Consider the following 18868-nt stretch of genomic DNA (forward strand, 5'->3'; position numbering starts at 1 on the left):
CAGGTGCCACGCGCGCTTGGCGCTTCTTGGCGGAGATTTCGTGCCAAGAAACGCCAAGCCAGGGCCGCCGGAGCTCCTTACACTGAGGGGATGTTCACCCTCGACGCGATCCCGGTCTCGGTCCCTGGCCTGCGGGCCGTGCGCATGACGACCGACCTGCTTCGCGTCGGCATGAAGGAATTCCACGCGTCCATGCGCATCGAGCGCGGGCGCAGCGAGTGGTGGGGGCGTGGCCGGGTCTGGACTGGCGGGCCCGGTGAGATCCACCTGAAGCAGCCGGGCGACGTGCACCGCGACGTCGCGCACGACGGGACAATGACCTACCAGGCCGTCGTGCTGCCCGAGCGCGACATCGAGCGCATCCGCCATGAGGGGAAGGTCGTCGCGCATCCCCACTTCATGCTCGGCGACGAGCGGGGCCTTCCCTTCCAGCGTCTCCACGACGCGGTCGCCGCGGGCGCGGATCGCCTTACGCTGGAGGTCGCGGTGGTCGAAGCCGTGGAGGCGTTCACGGTCTTGAGGGGCGCCACGCCGGACCACACGCGGCCGGTGCGACGGGCGATGGAGTACCTCCGCGAGCGCGTGGGGGACGCCATCACGCTGGATGACCTCGCGGACCATGCCGGCTACGACAAGTTCCATCTCTGCCGCGCGTTCCGCGCCCAGGTCGGGATGCCGCCGCACGCGTACCTCACGCACCTGCGCATCGCATGGGCGAAGGTGTTGCTCGAAAGCGGCCTCCGGGCGTCGGAGGTCGCGACGCGCGTCGGCTTCTACGACCAGAGTCAGCTGAACCGCCACTTCCGGCGCATCGTCGGAACGACTCCAGCGCGATACGCGAGCACGAGGCCGGAGTGGCGCATCCAGGCGTAGCCGCTCGATGAGCCCTAGGGCAGCAGGGTGATGCGATTGAGCGCGGGGGCGGGCAAGGGGCTCGCCATACTGCTGTGTGCCTTCAGGTATGCCTCCAGCGCGTCGCTGTCCACGGCGCCACCCAGCCGGTTCGTCCCCTCGGCGAACACCGGGAAGCCATCACCCCCACTCGCGAGGTAGTTGTTCGCGGTGACGCGGTACTCCGCCGTCGGGCTCACTGGCACGCCGTTGATCCGGATGGACGCCGGGTCGACGCGGCTTCCGATGGGCGCCGACGCGCTGAACGCATAGGTGAAGCCCGCCGACGGAAGCAGCATGAGGGTGGCTCCCGACGGCCGCCACTGCCGCTCCAGCAGTTGCTCGATTTGCGCGCCCGTCAGCGTCAGGGTGACCAGGCTGTTGCCGAACGGCTGCGTGGTGAAGGCCTCGCCGTAGGTGACCTCGCCCTGGGCGATGTTCGCGCGCATGCCGCCCGGGTTCATGAAGGCCACCTGCGCCCCACCCAGGTTCGCGGGCTTCGTCGCCTCCAGATGCGAGTCCGCGATGACGAAGCCCAGGGTGGACTGGCCCGCGGAGTCCGTCTGTGTCCTGAGCGTCTGCGACACCCATCCGATGACCCGGTTGGCCCTCGGCGTGACGAGCTCCTGGTACCTCGTCACCAGCTCCTTCACCGCGCCGACCTCCTGCACGTCGCGAGTGACGATGACGTTGTTCGCTCGCGCCTCCACGACGTCGCCCGTCGCCTTGCTCAACGTCAGGTCGATGTCCGTGACGAGCTGCCCCATCGACGAGGCGCTCGTGACGACCTTGCCATCGATGACGCAGTTGTAGGCCTGATGCGTGTGGCCGCTGACGATGACATCCACCGCGTCGTTGAGGCCCTTGGCCAGGCCCACGATGGCACCTGAGATGAGGCCGTCCGCACCCGCGCCCTTGCATTCGTTCACCAGCGAGCCCGAGGTCGGAATTCCGCCCTGGTGCACCACCACGATGATGGCTTCGACGCCCTGCCGCCGCAGCTCCGGCACCAGCGCGTTCACCGTCTGCACTTCGTCCTTGAAGGTGAGCCCCGCCACGCCCGTGGGTATGACGCTTTCCGGCGTGTCCTCCAACGTCATGCCGATGAAGGCCACCTTCACGCCCTCGAACTCGCGCACGTCGTAGCGGGGGAACAGCGTGCGGTCCACGCCCGTGGCCACGTTGGCCGCCAGGAACTTGAACTTCGCGCCCGGGAAGCCATCCCCGTCCAGGCAGCCATCCACCGGGTGGCAGCCGCCCGACTGCATGCGCAACAGCTCCGTGCTGCCCTCGTCGAACTCGTGGTTGCCCACCGCGACCAGGTCCAGGCCAATCAGGTTCATTGCCTCGACGGTGGGCTCGTCGTGGAAGAGCCCCGACAGCAGCGGGGAGGCGCCGATGAGGTCTCCCGCCGCTACCACCACCGTGTTCGGATTGGTGGCCCGCAGGGCCGCGATGTGCCGGGCGAAGTACGTCACGCCGCCCGCGTTCACCCGCACCGGTCCACCGTCGGGGGCCACGCCCGTCAGAATCTGGCCCGCGGGCTCCTCGAGCTGCCCGTGGAAGTCATTGAACGCGAGCACCTGCACGCTCACCGTGGTGGGACCCGCGTCGGGCGTCCCCGAGTCGGGCATCCCCGAGTCGGGCGTCCCCGCGTCCGTGCCGGAATCCGGGGGCGGCACCTGGACGGAATGCTGCTCACAGCGCTTGTCCTCGCAGACCCACGCCGTGTTCGAAGCCGGCGGTCCCTTGTCTTCACGGCAGTCGGCGGCGTCCTGGCACTCGTCACCTCCGCAGCCGCCATGGACGAAGAGGAACATGCCGGTGACGAACGCTCCGGCGAGCAGGAAGACGCTGGGACGCGCTCCTTGAAGTGACGAGCGCGGTGTGGCTTGTGGCATCGACGGAACTCCAACGAACAGGGAGGGGGAACCTACTCTGGTTCGTGGACGATGGCGCGACTTCATGGCGGCACGGCGCATCCGGCAAGGGGCGCAGCGTCACGATGAGCGGCTCCATCAGGGCCTTCGCTCACGTCTGCAGTCGCGCGCGGGCCGCGCACAACTCCGCGAGCGTGTCGGCGTCGAGCATCGCCTGGCTCATCTCGCCAACCGCAAGGGCCCGAAGGCCTGTTACAGAGGCACGCGCCGCAACCTCTTTGACCTCAGGCGACTCTCGGTCGTCCAAAACCTCGAGGTCGCCGCGCGTTATCAACTCGCAGCGTGACCTGACCTGTTCGGCGCTCTAGGGCCGCGTGACGTGCACGAGGCTCGTCATCGCGTCCACGTACAGGGTCGTGTCGTCGGCGTACAGCGGCAGCAGCGGGGTGACCGACACCTGGTTGAGCTTCGTCTTGCGGACCTGCTGCGTGGCCGGGTCCTTGAACACGGCATACGGGACATCCTGGATGACGTAGGGCTCGCCGTTCACGTGGCCGATGATCATCAGCACATGGCCGGGGACGACGACGAGGTCACCCACGTCCGCCTGCTCCAGCGCGCGCACCCGTTCGGCGTGCGAGTCCTGTGCCGTGAAGAGGCGGTGTTTCAGCGCCGCGCTCTTGCCCTGCATCCCGGAGTTGGGCGGAAGCAGCAGCCCCATGCTGCGGTACACCTCGCTGGTCAGGCCGCTGCAATCACGCGCATTGAACTGGTGCCCCCAGCCGTAGCGCTCGCCGAGGAACTTGAAGGACTGGCGGAGGATGTTGGCGCGGGTCAGCGGCAGATAGCCGGGCGCGGTGTCGGCGGTCCGGCGCAGCAGGGCGCTCCGGAAGGCCAGTGAGCCGTCCTGCTCGCGCACCGGCAACTGCACCGGCCACGAGGCATAGCTGCTGGCGCCGTTGACGGGCTCGCCGGGCGCCACGTCGGCCCGCGGCAGCGCGACCCCCATGTCGAGATCGAGCTCGGACACTCCCGGCGCTTCCGGCGTGAAGACCGTGCGCACCTGATCACCCGTGACGACGCGCCCGGGCGCCTTCGCCACGTAGGAGAACACCGCGTCCGCCGTGCCTTCCGCGATGTCGCCGCGCTTGACCCACGCGGGCCCCTGCGTCGTCTGGACGAACAGCCATTGCTGGTCCGCGCTCTGGTGCGCGATGGCGACCGGCTCGCCCGGGAACAGGACGCCGGCCTGAAGGCTCTCGTAGTCGCGCAGGTCTTCCGAAGCGAAGAATCGCTGGCTGGAGGGCAGCGACCGCAGGTGCGTGCGCCGCACACTGAGGCCATGGCGCGCGGTGAATGTCTCAGGGATGCGCTCGGCCGCGGCGTTCTGGCGGAGTTCGCCGAGCATCGCCTCCGTCACCGGCTGGCCCTGTTCGTCGATGACCGCCTGGATGGGCGTCTGCTGCGCATCCCTGACCCAACCGGCGACCTGTGCCCGTGTCAGCGTGGCCGGGATGCCCTTCAGGTCGACCAGGCCGCCCTCCGGGCCGAACGCGCGCAGGCGCTTCGCCGCAACCTGGTCGGCATCGAGCAGCACCGCATCGGGAGACGGCGCGCGGCGGATCCAGAACTCAGGCGACAGCATGTCTTCGCTGAATGCCGGCACCCCGGACGAAGACACCGCGAGCGCGGACGGCGTGGCGCACGCGCCAAGGCTGGCTGCGGCCCCCATCACCGCGAGCGAGAGTGCCCGCATGCGCCACGTACGACGAGAAGGGAAGGCCAGGCGGCTCATGGGTTCTGCTCCCGCTTGAGGGTCGGTTGCTCTCCTATCGGGAGAACGAACTCTCAGTGGGGGCTATTTCGCAGGGTGGAGCAATCAGGGGGACTCCAGAAGGTGGCCGAGATCGCGGTCCACCACGGTGAATTCGGGGGACTGGTAGCGGACGCCGAGGTGTCTTCGAAGGCGTGCACGATGGCGCGCCTGGCGCCCATCCCGTGCATGCGCCCGAGCCATGAGGTGCTCCATGGCTTCGAGTCGGCCATGTCGCGATGGAGACGGAGCAGGGGATGGGGCGGAGCGCGCGCCGCGCTATGCTGCGTCACCTGTCCCCATGGCCTCTTCTCGCAAATCCCCTGGTTTCGTCCGCAGCCTCGTGTTGCCCGCGCTGCTGCTCTTCGCCCTGCCGCTGTTCGGGCTCTGGTTCTCCGGTCATGCCTCCGACCGCTTCGACGCGCAGGTGTTCGAAGTCATCGAGAAGCAGATTGGACGCGACACGGAGTTGAGCGCGGAGGATCGCCAGGAGGCGCTCGCCTTCTACCGCGAGGTCCCCGCGTCGGCGGCCTGCACGAGCGACAGCGAGGACCTGGCGCGCTACCGCAACAGCCTGGGCGAAGCGTGCTCGGACGCGAAGCAGTTCGGGTGGGCGTACCTGGCCTCCTGGGTCCTGCTGGCGCTCGGGCTTGCCTCCACGGGGGTCGCGCTCCTGTGCGGCCTGGCTGCGTTCATCTCGCGTCCCTTCCAGTACGGCAGCTTCGTGGTGGGCTGGCTCGTGCTCCGCATCACCAGCGCGCTCCAGGTGCTGGGCCAGGGTGTGCTGCTGGTGTGGCTCTCCTACTGGGTGACCGCGCTCTGGGCCAATCGCTACTACCCGAAGCTCATCGGCATCATGGCCCTCCTGGCGGCGGTCGCCGTCTTCCTGGTGGTGGTGGCCATCTTCCGCCGCCCGCCCATGGACTTCGACGTGGAGGCGGAGGAGGTGCCCGAAGCGCGCGCCCCGGAGCTGTGGGCCTGCGTGCGCCGGCTGTGCGAGCGGCTCCAGACGACGCCGCCCGACCACATCCTCGCGGGCATCGACACCAACTTCTTCGTCACGGAGAACGACGTGCGCGTGGACGGGCGCATCCTCTCCGGCCGCACGCTCTTCGTGAGCCTGTCCCTGCTGCGCCTGCTGGAGCGCTCCGAAGCGGAGGCCGTGCTGGCGCACGAGATGGGGCACCTGCTGGGCGGCGACACGGGGCACGGCAAGCGCCTGGCGCCCATGCTCTCGCACTTCGGCCACTACCTGGAGACGCTGTACGAGGGCGGCGTGACGCGCCCTGTCTTCTATTTCATGGCGGCCTACCGCGGGCTGTTCGAGCTGTCCCTGGGCCGCAGCCGTCGCGCCAGCGAACTCGCGGCGGACCGGCTGGCGGCGGGTGTCACGTCGGGGCAGGACATCGCCCGCTCGCTGGTGAAGGTGGGCGCGTACTCGAGCTTCCGGGACCGCGTGGAGGCGAAGCTCTTCGCCCAGGACGAGCAGCACCAGTCGGTGGGCATCTCCCAGCGGGTCGCGCACGGCTTCTCCGAATACGCCCAGTCCGAGGCGGTGCACGACGACCTGCAGGGCGCCGTGACGCCCCATCCGTTCGACTCACACCCGCCGCTGGGCGCGCGCATGGAGAACGTGGGCGTCCACCTCAAGCCCGCGGACATGGCGCAGGTGCTCCTGGAGCCCGTGGAGTCCTCGTGGGCGGAGGCCTTCGAGGACGCGGAGGCCATCGAGGCGCGGCTGTGGGGCGCCTACGAGGCGCGCTTCTCCCAGGCCCATGACCTGGCGCTCGCGTGCCGTTACGAACCGTCCACGGACGAGGAGCGGCAGCACGTGGAGAAGTTCTTCCCGGCGCTCGTCTTCGAGGGCAAGGAGGCAGGCTACGAGGTGCGGATGGACTACGCGCAGGTGAGCTGCTCGGAGTGGGAAGAGCCCGTCGAGTTCGAGCGGATCGCCTCCGCCTCCACCGCCGACCGCATGTTCAAGAAGTACCTGGACCTGAAGGTCACCGGCGAGGGCCGCTTCAAGGGCGGGCGCTCCATCTGCTTGAGCAAGCTGAAGGAGCAGGACGCGGTGCTGGCGGCCTTCGAGCGCTACCTGGGACGACACCGGTTCATGAAGGCGCACCGCTCGGACTCGCGGGCCGCTTGAGCAGGAGCTCCGCCCGCTGGCGTCACGTCGCCGGCGGGCGGGTGCGGTAGAGAACTCCGTTCGCGAGCTCGAACGAGGTGCCGGCGGGAAGCGGGGGCCCCGGGCGGCAAGCGCGGGCCCCTGGTGACTGGCGCCATCCTCCTGGTGACCGCGGTCACCAGCCTGCGGGCTCCTCCCGTGAAGCCCCTTCCGCCAACTCGTTGAAACCACAGGCGGGCATGAGGCCACACCGGTCGACATGGGCCCGGCATGCCGGGTGCAGTAGGGCAGGGCATCGCTGTACTGCTCCCCCTTCGACGCACTCCTGAGGTTCCTGCCATGGCCCGTCGCATCGGTTCGTCCCTGCCCCGCACCTCCAGCCTCCCGACCTCCACGGTGTCTCAGCCGAAGCCCCCGGCGCGCGCGTCGACGCTCCCCGCCTCGACGACGGCCGCGAAGCCCACGGCCACCAAGCCCACGGCGACGACGGCCACGGCGAACACGGCGACGGCCACCAGGCCCACGGCGACGACGGCCACGGCGAACACGGCGAATACGGCGAATACGGCGACGCCGCCGAAGCACGCGGGTGCTCCCGAGGGCGGGCCCACCTACAGCCCCTGGGAGATGACCTCGGGCGCCTCGGACGTGGCGGTGAGCGGCGGTGACAACAAGCTCACGGCGCCCGCGGCCGCGAAGCAGACCATGTTCATCGACAAGCCGGCCACGCCCTACCAGAAGGACACCTTCGGCGGCGGCAAGCTGAGCGCCAACATGGGTTCGATGCAGGCCTCCACCACCAGCCACAGCGGCGGTGGCGTGCACCACTACTCGGCCCAGGCCGAGGTCCAGGGTCCCAACGCCTCCTTCGGGATGCAGAAGACGCACGCGGGCCGGCTGGGCGTGTCGAGCGCGCAGCTCACTGGCGAGGCCAACAGCTTCAAGGCGCAGGCCCAGGCCGGCGTGTCGGCCGACACGGGCTCGCACGCCTACACCGCCGCGCTGACGGCCAAGGCGGAGACGGGCGTGGGTGTCACGGCGAGCGCGAGCCACGACTTCAACCGGCACGTGGGCGGCTACGTGAAGGGTGAGGCGAAGGCCGGCGCCTCCGCCTTCGCGGAAGGCGTGGCCACCCTGGACCCGAAGACGGCCACGGGAATGGTCTCCGGGCAGGTGGGCGCGGGTGCCACGGCGGGCGCGTACGCCACGGCGGGCGGGCACGTGGGCCGGGTGCACGGCTCGGTCACCGCCGGCGCGGTGGCGGGCGCGTCGGCCCAGGCGGGCGGCAAGTTCGGCCTGGAGAATGGCTTCCTCAAGCAGTCCGCGGACGTGAACACCGCTCTGGGCGTGGGCACCCACGTGAAGTCGGACGTGGCGGTCGACCTGCGTCACCACATCAAGCCGGGGATCGCGTCGGGCCTGCGCCCCGCCCTCGGCACCGCGATGGGCGTGCCCGCGCCCGCGATCGCCATCGAGCCCGAGAAGTCGGGCATCGAGAAGCTCTTCGCCAAGGCCTTCGGCAAGGAGTGACAGTCCTCCCATGCCCAGGCATGGGTGGCGCGGTCTCCGGCGGCTTCGACCTGCTCGAAAGCCGCCGGAACCTTTATGCCGATGCTTTCGGATTGGGCACCTGCCGAGCGACACCAATCTCTGGAGTCAGGCGCGCGGGCACCTGGGCGCAGCGCGACCACGGGTACTACGACGAGAGCTCCTGGGACCGCACCGCGAGCAATCCCAGACACCAATGTCTGTGAGGCTTCATGCGGTGACGGGCACGCCACTCCGCCACGCGACGCAGAACAGGCGCTGGACGTAGCTCGCGTCCAGCGCCTGCTTCCAGTCCGGTCCAGCGACCTCAACCGAAGCGAGGGCTAGTTACAGGGCGCGCCGCAGGTGCCCGCCCCACGGGCCTGACATGCCGCCGTGTTGATGCAGAACAAGCCATCACCCGTGCAGCACCCGAGCAAACGCGAGGACTCGTCCGTGGTCTCGTCCGGAACCGCGCTGCTGGGGCTGGTCGAAACGAGCACGGCCTCGTTCGGCACGACCTCGCTCGGGGCGAGCTGAGAGGAGGAAACAGCCATTCCCACCACGAAGGCAAAACTCAGGGCAACTCCGGAAACAAGCGTCCGCAGCATCTGATGCTCCTTGGGTTGAGAGGCGTCCGGGATGGTACTCCCAGCGTGTCCCGCAATCCAAGACTCCGAAGTCTGGCTTTGTTTTGCGTTCAGGGTGTTGAGTGTGGATGTACTTTGGTGGGTGAATGCAAATGACACGCTGCGAAGTCAGGTCTTGCCGTAGCGGCGGAGGGCCTCGTCGAATTCAATCCGGCGTGCGCGCAGCAGTGCACTTGCCCGCGGGTGAGCAGCCACAGGTGTGGCTGGATACGCACTGGCCTGGCCGCGCCTACTGCCGGACCGAGTACTCGGTGCCCGAGCGGAAGGGCACCGTCATCGACGCGAAGCCGTGACGCGGGTCGCGCACCCAGGTGACGTAGTCGCGGTAGTCGGCCTTGAAGACACCGACGTTGTCGGTCACCACCACGGCGCCCGGACGCAGGGCCGGGGCGACGAGCTTGAGCACGTCGAGCGCCCGCACGGGGAACCCATCGTTGAGCATGAAGTCCACCTCGCCGAGGTCCGCTCGCAGCGTCTCCGTCGCGTCACCCACGCGAATCTCCGCGAAGGACGCGAGCCCCGCCTCCTCCAGGTGCGCCTGCGCGCGCCGCGCCTTCTCTGGCAGGAGTTCAGTCCCGATGACACGGCCGCCGCCGTTGTCGCGCACCGCCGCCGCCAGCCACAGCGTCGAGACGCCAAAGGACGTGCCGAACTCGACGACGGTCCTGGCGCGGAGCGCCCGCGCCGTCAGGTAGCAGAAGGCGCCCTGGGCGCGCTCGATCGCAAGGTACTTGTCCGCGAAGGCGTGCTCGGTGCCCGGCTTGTCGATGGGGCGGCCGAGGAGCATTCGCGGCAGCTGTGGCAGGAGGTGGAGGAGGACGCCCGGAATCTGCCGTTCGGCCTCTCCGTGGAGTCGCCGCAGCACGGCGCGCACCCGTTCGTCGGGCAGGACGGACAGGGAACCCCTGTCATGGTCATTAGCGCTGAACACCGGAGAATCCCTTTCGGCCTGGCGCCCAATAGGCGACGTTGGTGACCTGCTTCGCGGAGATGCCTGCTCGCCGCACCGCCTTGTAGAGGCGCTGGATTGACGGAGCCTTCCCGGTGAAGACACACCGCGTCCGCGGTTCGGCGAGCAGCGCACGCATGAGTTCGTTCTCGATGCGATCGAGGTGAACAGCCTCCGGCTCGCGCGCGGTCAGCGTCACACCGGTGGTGACGCCAATCCGTTCGAGTGCGATGCGCGAGGCTTCGGTGGATTCCACCTCGAACGAGAACGCCACCTCCCGGATTCCCTCGGGTGTCGCTCGAAGCGCGGCCGCGGTGCTGAACGAGGTTTCGTCGCCGAAGAAGAACAACGGCCGCCCGACGGATGCGAGGTCCAGCGCCGAACGTGGACCCACGAGGAAGAGCGGCTCTCCCATGGTCGCCGACGCGAGCCAGTTCGACGCGATGCCCTGGCCGTGAACGAACCCGAGAAACGTGGCGGTGCCGGTTCGAGGCTCGAAGGAGAGCGGTGTGTACGCCCGCCCGGCCAGGCCGGCGAAGCCGATCTGGATCATGTCGCCGGGCGTCCAGCGGCGGCCTTCAAGGTCTTCTCCCTCAATCGTGACGAGGCGGAACGCATCTCCCACGGACTCGACTTCGCGAACCCTGGCGCGGCGCGAGACGAGGCGATGGAACATGGACTCGACGACGCCCGAAGGCGCGGTGGCTGGCGACGGCATGCGGGAGACCATAGGGAGTCGCGCCCCTGGCCGCATTGCGCAATCAGGACAACTTGTTTATCAAAACGGTCATGGCGGCGAAGCGGCGGAAATCGAAGGCGACACGGCCCGTGGATCCGACGAGCTGGACGTTCAGCGGAGACGTCCAGGTGGCGAACGGGCCTCCTGGCGCGGTGGCTTCGCTCGAGGCACTCGGGAGCCGGTTCACGCTCGATGCGCGTGGACGGTTGAAGACCGCGGTCGAGCGGCCGGCGAACGCGATCGGGATCCGCATGGCGAGCGGGGGGATCGAGAGCGAACCCCACGCGCACCGCGAATCGCAGCTCATGTACCTGGTGCGCGGAGAGATGATCTGCGAAGCGTCGAACGCCCTCTGGATCGTCCCGCCGCAATCCGCGCTGTGGATCCCCGGGGGCGTGACGCATCGGATCCGGGGTCGCGCGCCGCTCGAAGGCTACAGTGTCTTCCTCAAGCCGCGCTCGGCGCCGAACCTTCCGAAGGATTGCTGCGCGGTGTCGGTGACGCCGCTCTTCCGTGAGCTCCTGCTGCGCCTGGCGGCGCGCCCCGCGCTCTACGACCTCAAGGGGCCGGACGCGCGCCTGGTGGCCGTGCTCCTCGACGAACTGGCGACGGTCTCCATCGAGAAGCACCGCTTGCCGATGCCGAGCGACCCCCGGCTCCGGCGTCTGGTGGACGCGATGGCCGCCGAGCCGGCGATTGGCGTGACGACGAAGACGTGGGCGAAGCGGATCGGCGTCAGCGAGCGCACCTTGAACCGCGTCCTCGTCGAGGAGACGGGCTTGAGCTTCGGCCGCTGGCGCCAGCAGCTCCACATCATCCTGGCCATCCAGAAGCTCTCCCGGGACGCGACCGTGCAGAACGTGGCGCTGGACCTGGGCTACGAGAACGCGAGCAGCTTCGTGACCATGTTCCGCAAGGCGCTCGGGACGTCGCCCGCGCGGTACATGGCGAACCGCCTGGCCGCGCCGGTGGGGAAGCGATAGCCGCAAGCCCCCTTCCGTGGTACCCAGCCGGCAGCCACTTGACGCTCCGATGGCGGTGCGACGTTCTGTCGCGACCGTAGGGTGTCCTCGGGTGGCATTCCGTCGGCTGGCGCCTCCCGGGTCATGACCCCGTTGTTTCTGGAGGCCCCCATGTCCACGTCCGAACTGCCCGTCCTCGAGTTCATCCTCACGAACTACAAGAACTTCAACGCCCGCGCGACGCGCGACGCGCTCCTGTCCTACTGGGAGCATGTGTCGAGCGGTGGCCGGATGTTCTGGAGCGTCGCGGGCGCGATGTCGTCCGCGCAGCTCGGCATCACGCTCGCGCCCGCCATCCGCTCGGGACTGATTCACGGCCTGTCGGTGACGGGCGCCAACCTGGAGGAGTCGCTCTTCCGGCTCGTCGCGCACACGGCGTACAAGGACTTCCCCGAGTACCGCTACTTCACCAAGCAGGACGACACGAAAATCCTCGAGCAGCGGATGCGCCGGGTCACCGACACGAGCATCCCCGAGGACGAGGCGTTCCGGGCGGTGGAGAAGATTGTCGTCCCCATGTGGAAGAACGCCTCCGCGAAGGGCGAGCGCCGCTTCTGGCACGAGTACTTCTACGAGCTCATCCAGGTGCTGGAGCCCGCGGCATACGAGGGAGACCCGGAGGCCTGCTGGCTGATGGAGGCGGCGAAGCGCAAGCTGCCCATCGTCGTCCCGGGCTACGAGGACTCGACGTTCGGGAACATCTTCGCGTCCTACGTGAAGACGGGCGACTGCAACGCGAGCATCGCCAAGTCCGGCATCGAGTACATGGCCGACTTCTACGACCGCTACGAGGAGCTGTCCGCGGGCAAGGGCGTGGGCTTCTTCCAGATTGGCGGCGGCATCGCCGGTGACTTCCCCATCTGCGTCGTGCCGTCGACGAAGTACGACATGCAGAAGCCCGTGAAGCCGTGGGCCTACTTCTGCCAGATCAGCGACTCGACGACGTCCTACGGCTCGTACTCGGGCGCGACGCCCAACGAGAAGATCACCTGGGACAAGCTGACGGAGACGACGCCGATGTACGTCATCGAGTCGGACGCCACCATCGTCGTCCCGCTGATGCTCCGCGCGCTGCTGGAGTGCCAGGGCCATCCGGAAGCGGCGAACGCGCTCATCGCGAAGCACCGGCGCTAGCCACGCGCGAACCGCGGCAGGGCCCAGAACGCGTTGGGCCCTGCCGGGCTTTCGTCAGAGGCCTTGCTCAGAAGCGGGCGAGGAAGGCGTCGTTGCTACCGGCGCTGGTGTTGCCGCCAAGGCTTCCGCCCGTCTGTCCCGCGACGTAGGCGTTGCCGGAAGCGTCCACGGCCACGCCGCGGGCGACGTCCTGGCGCGAGGTGCCCAGGGTCTGGGTGCCCAGCTTCGTGCCGAGCGCGTCGTAGCGGGTGAGGAAGGCATCGGAGGCGCCCGCATACGGGATGCCGGCGAGCCCGCCCGTGTAGCCGACCACCTGCACGACGTTGTTCGAGGAGACGGCGACGCCGAACGCGTAGTCGGGCTGCCCGCCTCCGAGCATGCGGCTCCAGTCGCGGTTGCCGGCGCTGTCGTAGCGGGCGAGCAGCACGTCGATGGTGCCGTTGTTGGTGTTGCCGTCCAGGCCGCCAAACGTTTCACCAACAATGTAGACGCCGCCATCGGGGCCCACGGCGACGCTCTTGCCGTCATCCAGGTCGCCCGCGTCAATCTGCCGGACCCACTGCTGGGCGCCCAGGATGTTGAGCTTGAGCAGGAAGATGTCGCTGTTCACCGGCGAGGTGGTGCCGTCGAGGCTGCCGTAGGTGTTCCCGACGATGTAGACCTCGTGGGTGGGCGTGACGGCGATGCCGCGCGCCATGTCGCTCGCGGAGCTGCCGAACTGCTGGAGCCAGTACGGGTTGCCCGCCGTGTCATAGAGCCCGGCGATGATGTCGTAGTTGTTGGGGTTGCCGCCGTTGGCGAAGCTGCCGCCGGTGTAACCGGTGAAGTAGAGGGTGTCGTCCGCGCCAATGGCGATGCCCGTGGCGAAGTCATCCATCTGCGTGCCGTTCTGGCGCAACCACAGGCGGTTGCCGGCTGCGTCATACTTGGCGATGAAGAAGTCGATGCCGCCCGCGTTGGTGTAGAAGTCGAAGCCACCGAAGGTGGTTCCAGCCACATACGCGTTGCCGTCCGCGTCAGTGGCCACGGCGGTGGCGCGGTCCGACCCGGTGGTGCCGAGCTGGTGGACCCACTGGAGGTTGCCGGCGGTGTCGTACCGGGCAATGAACGCGTCCTGACCGCCGGCCTTCGGGTCGGAGCCGAGCTGGCTGGTCGTCTGACCCACCACGTAGACGCTCGAGCCTGACACGGCCACGGCGTTGGCCTGCTCATCCAGGTTGGCGCCGAGCTGGGCCACCCAGGAGGGGGACGGAACCTGGGCCGCGGCGACGGAGGGGACGCCCGCGGCGCCGACGACGCCCGCGAACCCAAACATGCTCAAGAGAAGGTGTTTCATCACGAACTCCATTTCTCAGTGGGGGGAACAGCACCGCGGCGTCAGGGAGGGAAATCTGACGTCACGGCACTCTTGCAAGACCACGAGAAACGGGCGCGCGGAAGATGGGTAATTAAAGACACACATGCGACAGTGTCTGGCTTGAGCACGAGCGTGACACATGGACGCGTCATGTCATTTCACGACGCAGCCGCGCCCAGGCCTCGAAGCTCATGGGTGAAAGGCCGTAGGAGCGCGCGATTTCAGGCCGAGCCAGCACCGGGGCGACGTTCATGTACGTCATGCCTTGAGCCACGCCGGGATGCAGGCCGGCCGCGACGGCCTCTTCGATCGTGGAGGACTGGACCACGTACTCCTTGCCGTCGACGCGCGAGAGGACCTCGGTGATTTGAGGGAGCGTGAGCACGTCACCCGCGAGCTCCAGCGTCACGCCATGGAACTTCACGGGATTGTTGATCGCCGCCGCGGCCGCCTTCCCGATGTCCTCGGGGGCGATGAGCCCGATGGGCTTGTCGGCCCTGACCACCGTGAGCAACCGGCGCCCGTCGACGAAGCCGGAGGGATCCAACATCGCGTGGTCCATGAAGGTGGCGGGCAGGAGGAGGGTCCAGTGCTTGAAGCCCGCGGTGCGGACCAGGTCGCACGTGGCCAGCTTGTTCTCCCAGTACTCCTCGTGGAACTTCCAGCGCCCCTCCGCCCAGCCCTCGACGTCGCGGTGGGCGCCGACGCCGGTCGTCGCGGTGTGCACGAAGGTCTCGACGCCCTCGGCAAGCGCGGCCTCGACGAGGTTCTTCCCTTGCTGGCGCTCCTTGCTGAAGTCGACGCCGGTCGCGGAGACGATGGGTGACTGCATGGAGAAGACCGCCCGCGTCCCGGCGGAGGCGGCGCGCAACGACGCTGGATCGTCCAGGTCCCCGACGACCACCTCCGCGCCAGCCGCCGCGAGGGCCCTGGCGTTCGCCGCCTCTGGATTGCGCACCAGGACGCGCACTTTCGTGCGGCCCTCGGCCAGCAACGCCCGGGCGGTGGCGCCCCCCTGACGTCCTGTGGCGGCGGTGACGAGAACGGCATCGTTTCGGCTCATCGGCGGCTCCTTGATAAGTGGGGGACCCCACCGTTTATTGTTCGTGTTAAATACGGAGGGGCCCCCCGTTTGTCAAAGAGAAGGGTCTCGTGAGGAGGAGTTCGCCGTGGAGCAGATGAAGCGGTTGCGCGCGGACGGGCAACGCAACCGGGAGCGGATTGTCGCCGTCGCCGCGGCGCTCGTCGCCAAGGAGGGCGCGCAGGTGTCGCTCGAGGAGATCGCTCGGAAGGCGGGGGTCGGTTCGGCGACCCTGCACCGGCATTTTCCGTCGCGGCAGGCGCTGCTGGAGGTCGTCTTCCGCGACGGCGTCGCGCAGCTCTGTGCGCGGGCCGCCGCGCAACCGGGCAAGGCGCCCGCCGCAGAGTTGGCGGACTGGCTCGAGGAGGTGACGGTCTACACCGCGACCCACCGCGGGCTCGCCGCCGCGCTGCTGGCCGGCCCGGATGGCCTGTCCGCCGAAGACATCTGCTGCACCGACATGCTGCTCAAAGTGCTGAAGGTCCTGGTGGCGCGGGCGTCATCCGTGGGTGCGCTTCAAGCGGGCGCCACGGCACAGGACCTGATGATGCTGGCGAACGCGATCGCCGTCGCGAACGAGAATGATCCGGTCACCGCGCGCCGGGTGCTGCGCCTCGCGCTGACCGGCATCCGGCGCTGAGGGCGGTCGAGGGCGAGCGGGCCCTGGGGGCGCATGCGACGGCACGCCCCCAACGCGAAGACCCGCGGGCGGTGCTGGAGGCCTTCGACTACGGACCCGATTGGGGGCAGGTCGCGGGCTCGAGGTAGAAGGCTTCCCACGAGCCCGTGTCGGTGGGATTGCAGATGCCTCCGTTGCCGCCATTGCCGCTCTGGATGGGAGCGCCGGGGGTGTTCTCCTTCCAGTTGCGCGCGGTGCCTGTCGTCGATTCGAAGCCATAGCGATTGCGGCCGCCGAAGACGCCGCATGCGTGGCGGGTGAACGACTCCGCCGTGCCGAGCGAGGCATTCAGGGTGAGCTGATCCGCGACCACCGCCAGGTACGCGCCGCTGGTTCCCTTGAGCTTGTATTTCGCGCCACTGGTGACGAGCTCGAAGACCTCGCCACCGGTCTGCGTCGTGCCGAGGGCAGCCACCTTGCCCGCGCCGTCGACGGTGAGCCACTGGTCGGTGCGCTCACTCTGGATGCGGAAGCAGCCCGCGCTGCCGCTGGCCTCGGTATGGCAGGTCGCATCGCAGCCATCGCCCGACTGGGTGTTGCCATCGTCGCACTGCTCGCCGCTCTCGACCGTGCCGTTGCCGCACACGGGGCCGCCGCCGCTGCCCGGGCAGGAAACCGGTTCGAGGTAGAAGGCCTCCCAGGCCCCACCATCGGCCGGATTGCAGGCGCCGCCATTGCCGCCGTCACCACTCTGGATGGGCTCGCCCGGCGCGGTTTCCTTCCAATGGGGCGCGCTCCCCACGGAGGCCCGGAAGCCGACGCGGGTGCGCCCGCCGTAGCCGCAGGCCAGCTGGGTGAACGACTCCCCGCTGGTGAAGTTGGCGCCCATCGTGAGCTGGTTCGCCACCACCGTCAGGAACGCGTCTCCCGAGCCCTTGAGCTTGTACTGGGTGCCGCTCGGAACGAGCTGGAAGACCTGCCCGCCGGCTTGCGTCGTGCTGCCGGCGATGACCTTGCCCGCGACGTTGACGGTGAGCCACTTGTCGGTGCGCTCGCTTTGAATCTGATAGCAGCTCCCGCCCGAGGTCTCGACGAACCAGGCGGTGTAGGTGGCCGCGCTGCCAGGCGTGATGAAGGTGTGTGATTGCGCGCCTCCGTCAGACCACGACGAGAACGCCCAGAACCTACCGCCCGCATACTGCGGCGACTCGGCGCCCACGGAGCGGACGACACCGACCACACCCGTCGTTTCGTGCGGCGCCGCGACCGGCCGCCCGTCCATCAGGACCTGCAGGCCGCTCGGCACGCTGGTCACCGTGAGCGGGACCGTGACGGGGTGGACGTCGCGATACGTCGTGTGGGTGAGGCCAATCGAGTCGCGCACCGTGAGCCGCAGGCGATACCAGACATTGGCTGAGCTCTCGCCGATGCTCGGGACGGGCCAGCTCCCACTCGCGATGCCGGTGGTATCCGCCATGGCCGGGTGCGTGTGGGTGTCGTGATGGAAGGTGATGTTCCAGGTCATCGCGCTCGGAGGCAGCGCGCCATCCTCCAGGTCGCTGGCCGAGCCGGAGAACGTCAGGTTGGTGGAGGCGATGTAGGTCGCGCCCGTGGCCGGCGTCACGATCGTGGCCACCGGCGGCTTGTTGGACGTCACCGTCAGCACGGCCTCGGCGCTGGTGGCCGAGCCAAGCCCGTTGGTCACGACCGCGCGGAAGCGCGCGCCGCTGTCGGAGAGCTGCGCGGCGGTCAGCTCGTAGCTCGGCGAGGTCGCGCCAGCGATGTCCACGCCGTTGCGCTGCCACCGGTAGGTGAGGGGCGGCTCGCCGCTCGCCGACACCGTGAAGGTGGCAGGATAGCCGACCGATACCAACGTGCTCGCCGGCTGCTGCGCGATGCTCGGCGGCAGCGAGGCCGTGTAGGCGATGCGGCCTACCTGGCCCGAGCCGCGCGCCAGGTAGTAGAGCGCGCCATCGGGCCCGACATCGAGGTCCACGGGTCCCGCGGCGGCCGTCGCGAAGAGCGAATTCGCACCGGTGTTCGGGTCGATGCGCGCGATCCAATTGTTGGTGTAGTCCGCGAAGAAGTACTGACCGACATACGCGCTGGGAAAGGCCGAGACGGGTGGATTGTAGAAGGCACCGCCAGCGATGCAGTTGCCGGCGGCCGTGCCGGAGCCATGCGGGTACGCATAGAACGGCTGCGTGAGCTCCGGCCGGTTCGTGAAATAGCCCTCCGTCATCGGCCAGCCGTAGTTGGCACCGGCCTGGCCGCGGTTGATCTCTTCCCAGCCGCCTTCGCCCACGTCGTTGATGAACAGGATGCCCGTGCCGGGTTGAACGTCGAAGGTGAAGGGGTTGCGCAGTCCCATCGCCCAGGTCGCCTTCGCGAGCCCGGTGGCGGTCGCATAGAACGGATTGTCCGTGGGGATGCTGCCGTCCGGGTTGAAGCGCAGCAGCTTGCCGAGCGGCGTGTTCAGGCTCTGCGAATTGGAGGAGACCGCGTTCTCTCCGACGGAGACATAGAGCTTGCCGTCGAGTCCGAAGCGGACCGCGCCGCCGTTGTGGTTGGCGGCGTCGAGCGTCGGAAAGTCGGCGAGCACCAGCTCGCTTCCGGGAACCACCACGTTGCCGTTGGCGGTGAAGCGGCTGACCCGGTTGTGGATGCTGCCGGCGACCGACGTGTAATAGACGTAGAGATAGTGGTTGCTGGCGAAGTTGGGATCGAACGCGACGCCCATCAGCCCACGCTCGTTGTCGTTGTCCACGGCGAGCGTCATGAACGGAGTCGCCAGAAGCTGGCCGTTCACGACGACACGCAGCGAACCATTCTTCTCCGAGATGAACAGGCGCCCGTCAGGCGCGAAGGTCATGGTGGTGGGGCCCTGGAGGCCACTGACAAAGACCGAGTCGGCGAAATTGGCGTCTTGCATGACCGCGGCCGCTCGCGCTTCCGCCAGCTCCGGGGGGGGCTGCGTCGAGCAGCCCACGAGGAGGGAGAAGACCGCGCACACGACGGCTCGTACATTCGTTCCTGTCATCGCTGCTCATCCCGGTCGAACTGCGGGTGGTGATTCCC

Annotated in this window: 13 protein-coding genes and 1 pseudogene; 7 read left to right on the top strand and 7 right to left on the bottom strand. The window is 68.6% G+C overall.

What is annotated here, in order from left to right:
* The first annotated feature begins 144 nt into the window (after positions 1-144).
* On the top strand, positions 145-873 hold the full coding sequence (locus D7Y15_RS10650; protein WP_233604885.1) for an AraC family transcriptional regulator: 729 nt from the start codon (positions 145-147) through the stop codon (positions 871-873).
* Between the two features lie 14 nt (positions 874-887).
* Here D7Y15_RS10650 and D7Y15_RS10655 read toward each other — a convergent pair whose 3' ends face one another.
* A complete protein-coding gene (locus D7Y15_RS10655; RefSeq protein ID WP_121752479.1) occupies positions 888-2792 on the bottom strand; it encodes a bifunctional UDP-sugar hydrolase/5'-nucleotidase in 1905 nt (634 codons plus the stop codon).
* Positions 2793-2863: 71 nt separating this feature from the next.
* On the opposite strand from D7Y15_RS10655, the pseudogene D7Y15_RS45625 reads away from it, so the two are divergent.
* Positions 2864-3117: pseudogene (locus D7Y15_RS45625) on the top strand (IS5/IS1182 family transposase); the annotation flags it as partial.
* A gap of 18 nt (positions 3118-3135) precedes the next feature.
* On the opposite strand, the gene D7Y15_RS10665 reads toward D7Y15_RS45625, so the two are convergent.
* Positions 3136-4566 (bottom strand): SH3 domain-containing protein, encoded by a 1431-nt coding sequence (locus D7Y15_RS10665; protein WP_233604886.1) that lies wholly within the window; start codon positions 4564-4566, stop codon positions 3136-3138.
* Positions 4567-4885: 319 nt separating this feature from the next.
* Here D7Y15_RS10665 and D7Y15_RS10670 point away from each other — a divergent pair, with 319 nt between their 5' ends.
* Both D7Y15_RS10670 and D7Y15_RS10675 read left to right on the top strand, forming a co-directional pair.
* Positions 4886-6733, top strand: coding sequence for a M48 family metallopeptidase (locus D7Y15_RS10670; protein ID WP_121752482.1), 1848 nt, complete (start codon positions 4886-4888; stop codon positions 6731-6733).
* Between the two features lie 318 nt (positions 6734-7051).
* Positions 7052-8242 carry a hypothetical protein gene (locus tag D7Y15_RS10675; RefSeq protein WP_121752483.1) on the top strand — a complete coding sequence of 397 codons (1191 nt, stop codon included), beginning with the start codon at positions 7052-7054 and terminating at the stop codon, positions 8240-8242.
* Positions 8243-9118: 876 nt separating this feature from the next.
* Here D7Y15_RS10675 and D7Y15_RS10685 read toward each other — a convergent pair.
* On the bottom strand, positions 9119-9754 hold the full coding sequence (locus tag D7Y15_RS10685; protein WP_233604887.1) for an O-methyltransferase: 636 nt from the start codon (positions 9752-9754) through the stop codon (positions 9119-9121).
* Positions 9755-9806: 52 nt separating this feature from the next.
* Positions 9807-10568 carry a siderophore-interacting protein gene (locus D7Y15_RS10690; RefSeq protein ID WP_158629036.1) on the bottom strand — a complete coding sequence of 254 codons (762 nt, stop codon included), beginning with the start codon at positions 10566-10568 and terminating at the stop codon, positions 9807-9809.
* A 98-nt stretch (positions 10569-10666) separates the two neighbouring features.
* Here D7Y15_RS10690 and D7Y15_RS10695 point away from each other — a divergent pair, with 98 nt between their 5' ends.
* Both D7Y15_RS10695 and D7Y15_RS10700 read left to right on the top strand, forming a co-directional pair.
* Positions 10667-11560: a helix-turn-helix transcriptional regulator gene (locus tag D7Y15_RS10695; RefSeq protein WP_233604888.1), complete on the top strand. Its 894-nt coding sequence runs from the start codon at positions 10667-10669 to the stop codon at positions 11558-11560.
* Positions 11561-11710: 150 nt separating this feature from the next.
* Entirely contained in the window at positions 11711-12733 is a 1023-nt protein-coding gene (locus tag D7Y15_RS10700; RefSeq protein WP_120575049.1) for a deoxyhypusine synthase family protein, read from the top strand.
* 67 nt (positions 12734-12800) lie between these two features.
* On the opposite strand, the gene D7Y15_RS10705 is transcribed toward D7Y15_RS10700, so the two are convergent.
* Entirely contained in the window at positions 12801-14069 is a 1269-nt protein-coding gene (locus tag D7Y15_RS10705) for an SBBP repeat-containing protein (RefSeq protein WP_233604889.1), read from the bottom strand.
* Between the two features lie 169 nt (positions 14070-14238).
* Complete coding sequence (locus D7Y15_RS10710) at positions 14239-15153, bottom strand: NmrA family NAD(P)-binding protein (RefSeq protein ID WP_121752486.1); 915 nt, start codon at positions 15151-15153, stop codon at positions 14239-14241.
* Positions 15154-15268: 115 nt separating this feature from the next.
* Here D7Y15_RS10710 and D7Y15_RS10715 point away from each other — a divergent pair, with 115 nt between their 5' ends.
* Complete coding sequence (locus tag D7Y15_RS10715) at positions 15269-15811, top strand: TetR/AcrR family transcriptional regulator (RefSeq protein WP_217275937.1); 543 nt, start codon at positions 15269-15271, stop codon at positions 15809-15811.
* A gap of 88 nt (positions 15812-15899) precedes the next feature.
* On the opposite strand, the gene D7Y15_RS10720 is transcribed toward D7Y15_RS10715, so the two are convergent.
* Positions 15900-18830 (bottom strand): PQQ-dependent sugar dehydrogenase, encoded by a 2931-nt coding sequence (locus D7Y15_RS10720; protein WP_121752487.1) that lies wholly within the window; start codon positions 18828-18830, stop codon positions 15900-15902.
* Positions 18831-18868: the final 38 nt, after the last annotated feature.

This window comes from Corallococcus sp. AB030 (genome assembly GCF_003668965.1).
GTDB classification, from domain to species: domain Bacteria; phylum Myxococcota; class Myxococcia; order Myxococcales; family Myxococcaceae; genus Corallococcus; species Corallococcus exiguus.